Source organism: Methylocapsa aurea (assembly GCF_000746085.1).
In the GTDB taxonomy this organism is placed as follows: Bacteria; Pseudomonadota; Alphaproteobacteria; order Rhizobiales; family Beijerinckiaceae; genus Methylocapsa; species Methylocapsa aurea.
This window is the reverse complement of sequence record NZ_JQKO01000014.1, coordinates 103,075-116,173: the sequence shown is the minus strand read 5'-3', so window position 1 is coordinate 116,173 and position 13,099 is coordinate 103,075. Positions and strand designations below refer to the sequence as shown.

Genomic DNA, 13,099 nt, shown 5'->3' with positions numbered 1-13,099 from the left:
GACGAGCTCGGCTATCTGCCGTTCAGCCCGTCAGGGGGCGCACTCTTGTTCCATCTGCTCAGCAAACTTTACGAGCGAACCAGCGTCGTCATCACCACCAATCTCAGCTTCAGCGAGTGGGCCGGGGTGTTCGGCGACGCCAAGATGACCACCGCACTGCTGGACCGGCTTACCCACCATTGCCATATCCTTGAGACAGGCAACGATAGCTACCGGTTCAAAGCAAGCGCCGCAGCTCCCAAAACACGAAAGGAAAAATCCGCCGCTTGACCCTCGCCCGCAACGCGGGACACAACATCCACCCGGGTCACTTCTCAATGAAAATCCCGGGTCACATCTCAGTGGAAATCAACAGATAGACAGCGAAAGGCTGGCGGCGCTGTCTGCCGGCGTCACGCGAGTCGAGCTGCGGCGTAGTCTCGACGGCCCTTTGACAGCATTCGGCGGCGCATTCTGGAAAGCTCTCGAATTGCACGCACCGCTCATCGCGGCGGCGGTTAGCGCCCATCGGATTGCGTCCGTTTGCTACAGCGACCGCTACCTTATAACCCCTTTGGCGCTGAGCCTGTTGCATAGCGTGCTTAAAGCGGCGCCGCGTTCAGACGTCAGCCACCCAAGTGGGCGTTTAACCTTGACGACAGCAAAAATGGACAGACCTGCACAAAGCGGATGGGCAGTCTATCATTCATTCAACGACGACGGGCAACGCGGGGCCGTCATGAGGGCGCTCTGGCCACACGCCGAAATTGGTTTCCGCGTCAAATCCGAAGCCCCTCACGACCGCAGCCTCAAATTGACCCTCGGCGACGGAAGATGCGTCAAGTTTCTTCTCGCTCAAGGCTTCGGCGCCTGGCGCGCGGAAGGGACGCCACGACACAATTTCCGCGCCGATGCCGGCGACCAGGCGCGCGCGATCATAGGTGCCACTTACGCCGTCGCGGCCGCTGAGAGCGGAATCGCCCCTATGATCGTTTGGGAACAGGAAGACGAGGGCACCCCGACGTCGGGCGCATCGGGACCAACGCGATGAGGGCGCAGCCGCCTTCGCCACTGCCCAACAAAACAGATCAGGCGACCTGTTCCGCCTGCCCCTTGTTCGCTAAAACCGGAGTCGGCATGACAGGGCAGATTCTCCGGCGGCCTCGACCCCTGATAGAGCATCGTCGAGAACCGTCGCGAGGATTTGCACCATCTGGCAGTCACCGTCGCGGACAAGTTGACGCAGTCAGCGAACGCTTGACTGCGGAGCCTGTGAGCTTGCGCCGGATTTTCTCCATCGCGGCGGGCAAAACCCAATCCTTGAACGTCGCGCCGTTCCTCAAGGCGCAGGACTTCTTCGCTAGAACCCGCACGTAATGCCAAGGACTCCTTGCTCGATCAGGTCGCTCACGGCCTGCGCCATGCCATACATCTTGAGGCCGCGCAGCATGACCACGACGGCGGCGCCGGCAGGATCATCACGCATGGCGCTGCCCCCTGTAGCGAAGGGCGTCATAGCGCTCGACATTGGCAAGCCGGATTCGGATCGATGTCTGATGAGCCGTTCGAGCCTTCCTGAGCGGAGTGGGTAGTAATCAGTTCAACCGCGCCGTAGCGGCTCGGTCCCTTCATTCAGCAGCGCGAGATAGCGGTCGTAGACGAAGGCCCGTCCCCTCTGGCGACCGGTCGTCTCACGGACGATGCCCGCCTTTTGGAGATGAGCCAGCGAACTCGCGACGGTCGGTCGGGACAGCGCCAGCGCATGCGCCGCCTGCGGGATGGTGATCAGCGGCTTGGTCTGGAGAAGCTGGTGGACGCGTAGCGCGGAAGACGCCGGTCGGCCGAGAGCTTCGATCGAGCGGCGATCGGCGTCGAACAGGACCAAAATCCGCCGGGCGGCCTCGGCGGCCTGGGTGGAGGTTTCCACCACGCCAGTCAGGAAGAAGTCGAGCCAGCGCTCCCACTCGCCGATTTCACGCACGGCTTGAAGACGTTCGTAATATGCGCTCCGGTTGGCCTTGAAATAGAGGCTGAGATAGAGGAGCGGATCTCGCAACACGCCCTGCTCGCACAGGAACAGCGTGATGAGCAGTCGCCCGAGGCGACCGTTGCCGTCGAGGAAAGGGTGGATGGTCTCGAACTGGACATGGGCGAGCCCGGCCTTCACGAGCACGGGGATGTCCGGAGTTTCCGCGTGCAGGAAGCGCTCAAGATCGCCCATGCAGGCTGTGACCTCCTGCGGCGGCGGGGGAACGAATGCTGCATTGCCTGGCCGCGTGCCGCCGATCCAGTTTTGGCTGCGGCGAAACTCGCCAGGGTCCTGCCCTTCGCCGCGTCCGCGGGCGAGCAGAATGCCGTGGATCTCGCGCAGCAGTCTCAGTGAGAGTGGAAAGCCTCCCTTGAGGCGGGCGAGGCCATGGTCCATCGCCGCGACGTAATTCGAGACCTCGCGGACATCATCGAGGGGAACGCCAGGCGCCTCCTCCGCTTCGAAGAGCAGCAGGTCCGACAGGGACGATTGCGTGCCTTCGATCTGGGACGAGAGCACAGCCTCCTTGCGGACATACATGTAGAGGAAAAGCGGGGTGTCCGGCAGGATCGACGCCACCCCGTCGAGCCGGCCGAGCGCCTGGTTGGCGCGATCCAGCAAGCCCTGAAACGGCGCGAGGTCGATGGGCGGAACCGGCGGCAGCGGCGACGGCACGAACGCCCGCGCGCGTTCCCCGCCGACGGCGGTCACCTCATAGCGGCCGAGGCGCTGCGACAGATCGGCGGGTGGGGGCAATGAAAACATCCTTTCGTTAGCGTCTTTGCTATGAAAGGATAATGTAGTTTCCTTTCATAATCTAGCCGACCACGGGAGGCCGATGACGTCGCTCCAAAACGCCACTACTGCTCCGAACGAGCGGTCTCCAGCACCGGTTCGGGTCGATCGGCACGCCGTACGCGGGCGCGCGACGGCGTCGCACGGCCATCCAGAATATCGGCCATCTCCGCGGCGACACGGTCGGCGGTCATTCTGAGCGCCTCGTCGATGTGGATATAGCGCTGCGTGACGCCGCGGGCGGAGTGGCCGAGCAGCGCGGCGATCGTCAGCTCGGAAAAACCGAGATCGCCAGCGAGGCTGGCGAAGGTATGGCGGAGGGTATGCGGGGTGACATCGGCCAGTCGCGCCGTTTGGCAGATCCGGTCGAGGACGCGAACGACGCCGATAAAATGGCCATTGCCCCAGTCCGCGGGGAAGAAGAACGGCGATCCTGTCTTCGGCTGCGCCAGCAGGAGATCGACGGCGGCTTGCCCAATGACGCGCATCTGCGCGCCGCTCTTGGTGTCGGGGAAGCGGATCGCTCCCTCCTCTTCGTCAAGCCAGGCGCGTTCGAGACCGAGCCCCTCCATGCGGCGGAAGCCGGTGAGGAGCAAGAAACGGACAGCCGCAAGACCCGTCGGATGCTCTCCCTTTTCCGTGGCTAGGCGCAGCGTCTTGCCGAGGCGTTCGATTTCGGCCCGGCTCAGGCGCCTCTCGCGCGACGCGCCGGCGAGCTTGCGGACGCCCTTGGCGGGATTGGTCTCGATCTTGCCGAGGCGCACCGCATGTTCGAAAATTGCGTGCAATGTCGACATGGTTCGCGCGGCGACGCCTTCGCCGCCTGTCGTCGCGCCGCCGCGACTGCCGACTCGCGGTTTCGAGGTCTTGCCAGTCGCGATGTCGGCCTGGGCGCCCTCGATGTCGCCGAGCTTGAGCGAGCCGACCTGCCGTCTGCCGAGCAAAGGTTTGATGTGCGACTCGATCCGGCTGCGATCCATCGCCAAGGTCGAAGCCTTGATGGCGCGTCGACGTCGGCCAAGGATGCGTCCCGCCTCGGCCTCGAAGATATACCAGTCGCAGATCTCGGCGACGGTCAGGAGCCCGACCGCCTTGGCCTCTTCGGCGAGTGGATCGACGCCCTTTGATACGGCGACCAGTTTCTCATGCGCGAGGATGCGGGCCTCCTCGACGGTCATCAGTCCGTAGCGGCCGATGACTACTCGCCGATGTCGGCCCTCGGGAGTGCGATACTGGATGAAGAAGCTCTTCAGTCCGGATGGCATGACCTGCACGCCGAAGCCGCGGAGCTCGCGATCCCATGCGAAACTCTCCCGAACCTTGACCCCAACCTTCGAAGGTTTGGGAGGCTTCAGAGCGTCCACGACGCATTTTGTGAGCCTTTCATCAGCTATATCAAATACCTAGCGCATTCTTGCTTAGAATAGCGCAATCATACCCCCGATCGAGGCTGATTCCAAGCATTTCGAAGCAAGTCGCGGGGTGGTCAGGGAATACAGGCGGCGGGATTATGTTGTCTTAACTAATTGAATAATAGCGCTTTATCGCTCCGTAGCGAAGCGCCGGATAGTGCGGCGTAAGCCCTTCTGGCACGTTACCAAGGTTGGGGTCGAGGGTTCGAATCCCTTCGCCCGCTCCAGTTTCTCTCCATAAAATCAGCGCCTTAGCGAACGCCCTTCGGGGCGTTTTCTGCTTGCGCCGCCGCCTCAGCGGGGGAACGAATCCTCCGCAAGCGCGTCAATGCGCGCATTTGCGAGCGTCGCCGGAACTAACTAGGATCGATTCGATCCAATCTGAGCGAACAGGATTGTTTATACGTGATTGCAGCATCTGACTTGAGCGGCCCCCTGCCTGCATGGCTGCCGCTTTCGGTTCTCGCCTTTGCCGCCCAGATGATCGCCTATCATGGCGTCGGACTGCTGTTCGAATGGAGCGACCGGACCGGAAGGCTTCGCTCCTGCAAAGTGCGCGACGTCGACAGGTTGAGTTACCGGCAGCTTTTGCCGCGCGTGCTCGCCAATCAGTTTTTCATTCTGCTTCCGGCGATGGTCGCGGTTCAATATTGGGGGCTCGCTTTCGTCGGCGCGCAGCATCTGAGCCTCTGGCATTTTCTCGCTGGCATGCTGCTGATGGGCGTCGGACACGATATCGTCCAATACATTGCCCACCGATTCATCTTGCATCGGCCTGGCCTGATCCGCACGCTGGGCCATAGCCTGCATCATTCGACCGGCGCGAGCAAAGGCGTCAGCGCCTGCTACATGAGCTCCGCGGATTTTTTCCTCGAGATCGTCCTGCCCTATTTGATCCCTCTCATTCTGGTCGGCGCGGGAGCGGACGTTCTGTTTCACGTCGTCGTCGCCAGTCTTGGCGCGATCGGCGGCCTCTACGAGCATTCCGGCTACGATTTCGCCCTGGCCTTGCCGCGTGCGCCTTCAACGAGCATCTGGCGGCGGCCGCTCGCCTTTCTCGCCGCCGCGGTGACGAGCAAGGCTCATGGCGAGCATCATCGCCGCAGCAATGTCAGCTTCAGCGACGGATTCGGCAGTCCAGGCATTTGCGATGCGATTTTCGCGACCCGTTGGGACATGGTCGGCGACAAAGGCAAGGCCTGACGCTTCCGCGGCGGGCCGCCCCCGTCGCCGCCTCGGCCTCATGGCTTGAGGACTTGGCCTATTGTCCCTTCAAAGACCTTTTGACCGGATTTCATTTCACTCATCAGCATCAAATCCTCATTGGAGGCGCCATCCTTCACGGCGCGTCTTGCAACATGCTTGAGCGCGCTCGTCGCCTCCTTTTCAGATCCCCAATTGCGCTCCTCGCGATAGCCGCGCGAAGGAATCTCATAAACATAAAACGGCATGACTCTCTTCCCTGATTGGAAAGTCCGCGGCGCTCCTAGAGCGCTTTCCGATCGAATGGAGTCATTCGATCGATCAGAAATCGCTCCAGTGTTAAAGCGTCTGAGCATATTCTCGTCGAACAGATCGAACCAGTCTGTTCGGAATATGCTCTAGAGCGCTTCCTGGGGATGCGGATTTTCGATCGTCTGGATGACTTCAAATCCTTCAAACTCCGGATGTCCCAGCGTAAGCGGCTTTCGCTCGCCGGCCTGCTTGTGCGCGGCGCGGAATTGTTCGGATTTGGTCCAGGCGATGAAATCCTCTTGGCTCGCCCATAGCGTGTGCGACGAATAAAGCACGTGATCCTCGCGCTCCGGCCCACGCAGCATGTGGAAGGCAATGAAGCCTTTGACCTCGTCGAGCCGCGACTCCCGCGTCAGCCAGACATTTTCGAACGCCTTCTGCTCATCCTTGATCACTTTGAAACGGTTCATGGCGATGTACATGCGGGCGTTCTCCTTTGGCCGATCCGGCTGCCTTCATCTCTTTTAATGCATTTTCCGGCAAAGGGAGAACCGAAGCTCTCTTGCTCGCATTGACGGCTAGGTTTCGTGTCGTCTGAAGGTCGAGGCGCCGCTTCAATGTCGGTTCGGCGAGAATATCAGCCGGCGGTCTGCGGATTTGGCGGATGCTTTCAGCGCCCTGGCTGGAGCGTCCGGAGCCCGCCAGCCGCGCCTCTGTCGTGTTGGTGAAATCCGATGGCGATAGCGATAGCGAGCCTCTCCACATCGATGGCGCTCTGTCAGGCGGCAAAGCGCTTTGCGCCAGCCTATCTACAATGGAGCCGCCGAGGAGCGGCCTGGGCTGGATTCCAAAATAGGTGGATGGGGGATCGCGCATGAATGATGGAAAGAATTCTGACGCATTGCTTGGCAAACTCGCCAGCGAATGTGAGCATTGGAAGCGACGGGCGATGATCGCGGAGCCGCTCAATGAAAAATGGCGCTGCGCCGCCAACAAGACGGAAACGGACAATGCGGCGCTGCGAACGGAGATAGTCGAACTGCGCAGCCGGCTCAGGTCTTATCTCGGGTCTGAGTCCGTCAGCCCGTTCCCAGCGACGGCGCTTTCAAAACAATTGCGTTCAGAGGCCGGGCGTCCGGAAGGCATCGAAAATGGAACCGCGCTCGTCGCCGCGCAAATGGTGGAGCATTTGGAGGCGCGCGTTCTGTCGCTTGAAATACTCTTAAAGGAGTCGCAAGCCGACAGTTTTCTTGCCGCGGTCAATGCCGAAGCGGCGCATCAGATCGAACGATGGGGCGCCGCCGGCGGCAAAGGCAAGACGCCACTCGATTGGTATTGGCTGATTAGCCATTTCGCCCAAAAAGCCGCCGACGCCGCTATCGCCGGCGACCGCGGCAAAGCGCTGCGCGATGTCGTCTCGACGGCGGCTGTTCTCTTCAATTGGTTTGGCGCCATCAAAGGGACCGAGGCCCGCTTTCAGGCTCTCGTCGATGAGTTGGCGCCTCCTAAGCTAGCGGCGGAATGACCTTAAACTTGATCAAGCGGATGCATGCCGAATAACCAGCACGTTTTCTTTCCGGGCAATGGCCTCGCGATCTTCGGAGGCTTCCGCTATGCGTTTTGACCTCGCCTCCAGCGTCCGGGCGCGGCGCTCGACGCTGAAGGCTTTTTCAATCCCGTCGCAGCCAAGCGGCAGACGGGCGGCGCTCTCAACCGGCGATCGGGATGCTGGCGCCAGGCGCCTCGGAGAATCCATCCCCGCTTGTCGCCCAGCGCATGATCGACGGCGGCATATCGAGATCGAAATGCCGCCGACGCAAAAGCGCGTTGACGATGACCGCGCTGCGCCAAGCCATGAGGCTCAATTGCGGTTCGGCAATGCCATAGCTGTGTCTTCCGGCATTGAGCGCGAAGATGTGATTTTGCCGCGGCCCATCCCATTTCACCGAGAAATCGTCGCCAAGAATAAAATTGCCGGAACGATCGAGGGCTATTCTGTCCTTGAGCGGCGCGAGAAAGTCGGGGATTTTGAAGGCGTATCCAGTCGCCAATATGATGGTCTTGGCGAAGATGATTTCGATGCCCCCGTCGAACCCATTGCGCATCACCAGTTTGAACTCATCCTTCTGCCGGTCCGCCTGGATGACGTCCCGATGCGGCAGGAGCGCGACGTCGGCGTCGCTTCCTTCCAAGTGCCGCAACGCATATAGCCGACGGTAGATCGCGCGCAGAGTCGAGGCCGAGGCGCCGTCGCTCGCGAGCTTGTGATGCGACAGCAGACTCTGTCTGCGCTCCTCGCCAAGACGGCGGAATCGATCGACATATTCGGGCGTGAAAAGCTCATTGGTGAAAGGCGTGGCGTCGAGCGGCTCGAAATTTTGCCGTCGGCTGATCCACTTTATCTCCTTCGCCGGACTTTGCCCCTTGGATAGGAGATTGAGCACGATCTCGGCGCCGCTTTGTCCGCCGCCGATCACGACGATCCGCTCGCCGCTCATTGCGCCCAAATGCTGGGTGGCTTGCGACGAATGAAAGCAGTTGTCTCCGATAAGCGAACTTGCCCATGTCGGAAGACAGGGCGCATGGCCGATGCCGAGCGCTATATGTTGCGATGAATAATCCTGATCGTCCAGCCTCACCGTAAATGCGCTTCGACCGAACGACACCTCCTTCACTCGAGCGTTGAATTGCAAATCGCTCAACCCGTTGGCCGTCCATTCCAGATATTTCGCAAACTCCTTTCGCGGGGTCGCCTCGAATTCAGCGTTGAGAAACTTATAGAAGCGCTTGTGGGCGACAAGATAGGAGAGGAACGACCATCGACTGGTGGGATCGGTGGCCGTCACAAGATCCTTGAGAAAGGATGTCTGCAGCTCGGCGTCCGGCAGCATGAGTCCGGGATGCCAATCGAAGCGCTCGCATTGGTCGAAGAAGCGGGCTTGCACAGCAGGAATGGCGTCAAGATGAGCGGCCAGACTGAGGTTGAAGGGGCCGATTCCGACGCCCGCGAGATCAAGAGTCTGTTCGTTCATAGGCGTCTGTCCCCCAACCTTTGATGAAATTCTCCAGCTCCTCCAAGCGGGGAGCCTGATCGCGAAAAATCGAGCGCTTCCTCCATGCGGAGCGCCAGGCGCGCATGGAATGCGGTTGCGCCAATGATGTGAAGATGCGTCGTCCCCGACACGATTTCGGCGGCTCGAGCGTCGCGCGATAAGCTTCGCCAATCGATCAGGTTGAGGCCTCGGTTCAAGGAATCCTCGGCGGCCCAGGAATGGATCGGGCAATCGAACGGAGCCATATGATAGCGGCGAAAGATCAGCGCGTTGTCGATCAGCACCCAAAACGTGTGCTCCCTGCTGCCGATGTCTGGTCCATCGACTGGCAAGTCCTCCTCGCTATTGCCGACGTAGCGCAGGAATTGATCATAGGCCTGCGCGTCCATCGAACTCAGAAGGCGGTCCCAATCGGCGCGCATCCTGGTTTCGCCCAACCAGATCGCGATGCGCCGCTGTAGGTCGTCTCGCTCCCCCGGATCGAATTTGGGAATCGCGCCGACCGCGAAGTCGGTATCCATATCGCAGACATCGACCATGCCGATCATGCGCAGATCGATATCGTCCTTCAGCATTCGCGCCGCTTCGTAGGCGAGCAGGCCGCCCCATGACCAGCCTAGAAAAAAACAGGGCTGTCCCTTGCTCTCGCTTCGAATGCGCTCCGCATAGCGCGCGGTGATCTCTTCAACGGAGGCGTCGATCTTCTTGTCTTCCGATAGCGAGTAACAAAGAAAGCCCGTCGCCGGCTGATCCGGGCCCAGATAATCGACGAGCCGCATATATTCACGCGTGCTGACAAGAAGGCCGGGAAAGCAATAAAGCATCGGCTTTGCGCCATGGGAGCGCAGGCGAACGATTTCCGCCTCTGGCGTTCGCTCCCGCATTCTGTCAATGACCGGCGCCAAGGAGCGGATGTCTTGATGGTTGAACAGATCGGCGATGCCAATGTCGCTGCTCGGGTTCATCAACTTGACGCGGGCGAGAATTCTCAACGCGGCCAAGGAGTGGCCGCCAATCTCGAAAAAGTTCTGCGTGACGCCGATCTCCGACAGGCCGAGGATATCGCGCCAGATCGCAGCCAGTTCCTCCTCCCGCTTCGTCGCGGGCGCGACGAGATCCGCCGGCGATGATGCTGGGGAGGGCAACGCCGCGCGATCGACCTTGGCGTTCGCGTTGAGCGGCAGCCTGTCCAAAACGACGATGGCGCTGGGAGTCATATATTCGGGCAACTGCCGAGCCAGGCTCTTGCGCAATTCCGTCGGACTGAGGCGCATCCCCTCCGCAGGGACGACATAGCCCACCAGCTGGGGCGGGTGACCGCCATCGGCTCGCAGCATCGCGGCGCATTCGCTGACATGGGGTTCGGCGCGCAGCGCGGCTTCGATCTCGCCGAGTTCGATGCGATAGCCGCGCAGCTTCACCTGGTGATCGCGGCGGCCGATGAATTCGACCGAGCCATCTTCTCTCCAGCGCGCGAGATCGCCCGAGCGATAGAGGCGCTCGTTCGCCTCGCTAAAGGGATCGCGCACGAAGCGCTCAGCGGTGAGCTCCGGATTTCCGACATAGCCACGGGCGACGCCGTCGCCGCCGATATAGAGTTCTCCGGTTACGCCGATCGGCGCCGGATTGAGATCCTTGTCGAGAATATAGACCCGGCGCCTTCCCACCGCGCGGCCGATCGGCGCGTAGGTCCCATCAAAGCGGGCGCCCGAGCGGACCTTCCAAACCATCGGCGTCATGATGGTTTCGGTCGGGCCGTAGCCATTGATCAGCCATTCCGCCTTGAGCGCGCCCGACAAGAGGTCGAATGTCTTTTGCGCGAGCCCTTCGCCGCCGAACGAATAGAGGCGAAGCGGCGGAGCGGACCCGATCGCCGCCGCCCACTCGGCCAATTGTTGCAGATAGGCGGTCGGAAAACTCGCATTGTTGACGCCATGGCGCCGCATGGCCGCGAATGTCTCCTCGGGCGTCCAAAGCCTGTCGGGGAGCACGACGCTCCCCCCGACCATCAAAGGGGTCATCCAGCGCTCATGCCCGCCGTCCGAGCTGAACGGCAGAAAGGCGAGCTCACAGGACTCGGCGTCCATCTCGTAGATGCGGGCGGTGCTCTGGCAATGGCGAGTCAGCGGACCGTGTTCGACCGCCACGCCTTTAGGAAGGCCGGTCGATCCAGAGGTGTAGATGACATAGGCCAGCTGATCGGGGGCGATGTCGCCTGCTGGCGCCAGATGCGGCTCCCGATCGAGGTCAATCCGATCAATCTCCAACACGACCGCATCGACAACATCAGAAATTGAAGCGCGCAGAGCGCTCTGCGTGAGGACAATCGAAATGCCGGCGTCGTTCAAGATATGGCGGTTGCGCGCTGCCGGATGATCTGGATCGATGGGGACAAATGCGGCGCCGGCCTTCAGCGCCGCAAGAATAGCGACAATGGCTTGCGGCGAACGCCGCAACGCAATGCCGACGCAAACCTCCGGTCCCGCGCCAATGGCCAGCAAGCGGTGGGCGAGTTGATTTGCCGACCTTTCCAGCTGGCCGTAGGTCAAGCATGAATCGCCATGATAGACGGCGGGCGCGTCCGGTTGACGCTGCGCCTGCGCTCCGATGATTTCGTGGATCGGCCGTTCGTCGTCGCTCGCCGCGTCCTCATAGGGCGCAGACAGGCGATCGAGTTCTTCCGCGTCGAAGAGCGCGATATCCCGCAGCGCAATTCCAGGATCGACGGTGACCGCGGCGATAATCTTAGCGAAATGATCCAGAGTCCGCTCGATCATCCCGCTATCGAACAAGTCCCCCGAAAAGCCGATGGACACATCGATGGCGCCATCCGCATTCTCGCTGGTCCTAAAGACGATATCGGCGTCGGCGCGCGATCCGCCCGCGTCGATGACCTCGATTTCAACGCCGCCCTTCAGATGCTCGAAATCGATCACAGGCCGGCGATGTTCGCACAAGGCTTGGATGAAGGTCTTGCCGGATTCGCCATCTCGATCGGAGATTTCCTGCGCCAGCCTTTCGAAGGGGACATGATGCGCTGCGGCCTCGTCTAAAGCGGCGGCTACCCGCTCAAGGGCTTCCAAGAAAGTCATGTCGGTTGTCAGCCGCGTCAAAAGAGGGGCAACATCCTCAAGCCGGCCTACGGCGCCTTGCCGCGCCGAATCGGCCCGATTCTCCACCACCACCCCAAGAGCGAACGCAACTTGCTCGCCATAGCGGCCAAGCAGCGCGTTAAAGGCCGTCAAAAGCAAGGTAGACATTGGCTGCTGCGCGCCGACTCTCAAGCGCCGCAAGCTGGCGCTTGACTCGGCGCCGAGTTTGAAACCGCGCACTCCGCGTTCGCCGGTGGGGGCCCTGCCACCAAGATGACGCGTTGGAAAAGCCAGCGATGGCGGTTCGGCCGGCAAACGATCGCGCCAGAAATTCAACGCCGTGCGACAAGCCTCGGAACGAAGCCATGCCTGCTCGACAAGGGCGGCCGTCAAATCATCGTCGAGGGCCGGCAGGTTTGGCGTCCGGCACTGGAGCAAGGCCGAGTAAAGCTCCATCAGATCGCAAGCAATGACGCGGATCGAAGCGGCGTCGCACACGATTGGATGGATTGTCATGCTGAAGAGATGGTCATCATGCGCGAGCCGCAGCAAGAGCGCGCGCGTCGGCAGCCCATCAGCGAGATCGAAAGAGGCATCGGCAAGCGCTAGGCGCGTGGCCTCAGCGACGCGCCGCTCGGCGTCGATCGCTCCCAGGTCCATGTATTTTGGCGCCAGAGTCGCCATGCCATCGATCTTCTGGTCGATGCGGCCTCCCGCCGAACGCAGAAAGCGCATGCGCAATGCGCCATGACGTTCGCCAAGCAGCCTGATCGCGCGCGTGAGCGCATCAACATCCAAATGTCCCCGCACCCGCAAGCTTAACGCATAGGGGCTCATCACATCATCGCTGCCGATTTGGGCGAGCGACCAGATGCGCCGCTGTCCGAGCGTCAGCGGAAATTCCAGGGGCGAATGTCCGGACAACTTCTCCGGCATGGTTGCGCCAATTGAGGCTGCTATGTTCACAATTCTATCCCCTGTTGGTCCATTGGGCCTCGCCGCGCGCGACTCCTTAAGCCGGCGACTCGCGATCAAATGTCGGATCGCGCGCCGGTACCGACCTACAACCGCGCCTCGCTCGCACTTCGTCCGATGGTCCTTGAATGGAGGTCCGCAATCGGATGGACTCGCTGGACCACATGCCTCCAAAGACGAACAGGCCGCCGCAAAATTTAGCGCGCCGCAATAATTTTTGCGGGCGGCCCATGAAATTTGCGCGGCGCACTAAATTTCGAGAACTGTCCTTCGTCTTAGTTTTCACGGGACGCTGATTGGCTGGAGCTC

General features: G+C 61.1%; 10 protein-coding genes and 2 pseudogenes. 4 read left to right on the top strand and 8 right to left on the bottom strand.

Features of this window, described 5'->3' with window-relative positions; genetic code table 11:
* On the top strand, positions 1-270 hold a 270-nt coding region (locus DL86_RS11400), incomplete at its 5' end, for an ATP-binding protein (RefSeq protein WP_036261392.1).
* A gap of 448 nt (positions 271-718) precedes the next feature.
* Entirely contained in the window at positions 719-1,030 is a 312-nt protein-coding gene (locus tag DL86_RS20340) for a hypothetical protein (protein WP_036261388.1), read from the top strand.
* Positions 1,031-1,120: 90 nt separating this feature from the next.
* Here the strand turns inward: DL86_RS20340 and DL86_RS19275 are convergent.
* The 4 genes and pseudogenes from DL86_RS19275 to DL86_RS11380 form a co-directional block, all read right to left on the bottom strand.
* A pseudogene (locus DL86_RS19275) lies at positions 1,121-1,403 on the bottom strand (hypothetical protein); the annotation flags it as partial.
* A pseudogene (locus DL86_RS19820) lies at positions 1,367-1,465 on the bottom strand (ATP-binding protein); the annotation flags it as partial. The pseudogenes DL86_RS19820 and DL86_RS19275, both read right to left, overlap by 37 nt.
* A 114-nt stretch (positions 1,466-1,579) precedes the next feature.
* Positions 1,580-2,773, bottom strand: a complete 1,194-nt coding sequence (locus DL86_RS11385) for a Fic family protein (protein WP_036261385.1) — start codon at positions 2,771-2,773, stop codon at positions 1,580-1,582.
* Between the two features lie 95 nt (positions 2,774-2,868).
* A complete protein-coding gene (locus DL86_RS11380) occupies positions 2,869-4,167 on the bottom strand; it encodes an integrase arm-type DNA-binding domain-containing protein (protein WP_245276346.1) in 1,299 nt (432 codons plus the stop codon).
* Positions 4,168-4,620: 453 nt separating this feature from the next.
* On the opposite strand from DL86_RS11380, the gene DL86_RS11375 reads away from it, so the two are divergent.
* The gene (locus tag DL86_RS11375; RefSeq protein WP_245276345.1) at positions 4,621-5,418 is read left to right on the top strand and encodes a sterol desaturase family protein; all 798 of its coding nucleotides are present in this window, start codon (positions 4,621-4,623) and stop codon (positions 5,416-5,418) included.
* Positions 5,419-5,456: 38 nt separating this feature from the next.
* Here the strand turns inward: DL86_RS11375 and DL86_RS11370 are convergent, their stop codons facing one another.
* Positions 5,457-5,666 (bottom strand): hypothetical protein, encoded by a 210-nt coding sequence (locus tag DL86_RS11370; protein WP_036261383.1) that lies wholly within the window; start codon positions 5,664-5,666, stop codon positions 5,457-5,459.
* A 150-nt stretch (positions 5,667-5,816) separates the two neighbouring features.
* Positions 5,817-6,152, bottom strand: coding sequence for a heme-degrading protein HmuQ (gene hmuQ, locus DL86_RS11365; RefSeq protein WP_036261380.1), 336 nt, complete (start codon positions 6,150-6,152; stop codon positions 5,817-5,819).
* A 392-nt stretch (positions 6,153-6,544) separates the two neighbouring features.
* Between hmuQ and DL86_RS11355 the strand changes: the two genes are divergently transcribed.
* Positions 6,545-7,195 (top strand): hypothetical protein, encoded by a 651-nt coding sequence (locus tag DL86_RS11355; protein ID WP_036261374.1) that lies wholly within the window; start codon positions 6,545-6,547, stop codon positions 7,193-7,195.
* A gap of 184 nt (positions 7,196-7,379) precedes the next feature.
* Here DL86_RS11355 and DL86_RS11350 read toward each other — a convergent pair whose 3' ends face one another.
* Together DL86_RS11350 and DL86_RS11345 are read right to left on the bottom strand one after the other, a co-directional pair.
* Complete coding sequence (locus DL86_RS11350; RefSeq protein WP_036261372.1) at positions 7,380-8,702, bottom strand: lysine N(6)-hydroxylase/L-ornithine N(5)-oxygenase family protein; 1,323 nt, start codon at positions 8,700-8,702, stop codon at positions 7,380-7,382.
* On the bottom strand, positions 8,699-12,751 hold the full coding sequence (locus DL86_RS11345) for a non-ribosomal peptide synthetase (protein ID WP_084572863.1): 4,053 nt from the start codon (positions 12,749-12,751) through the stop codon (positions 8,699-8,701). The genes DL86_RS11350 and DL86_RS11345 overlap by 4 nt, the downstream gene beginning before the upstream one ends.
* Positions 12,752-13,099: the final 348 nt, after the last annotated feature.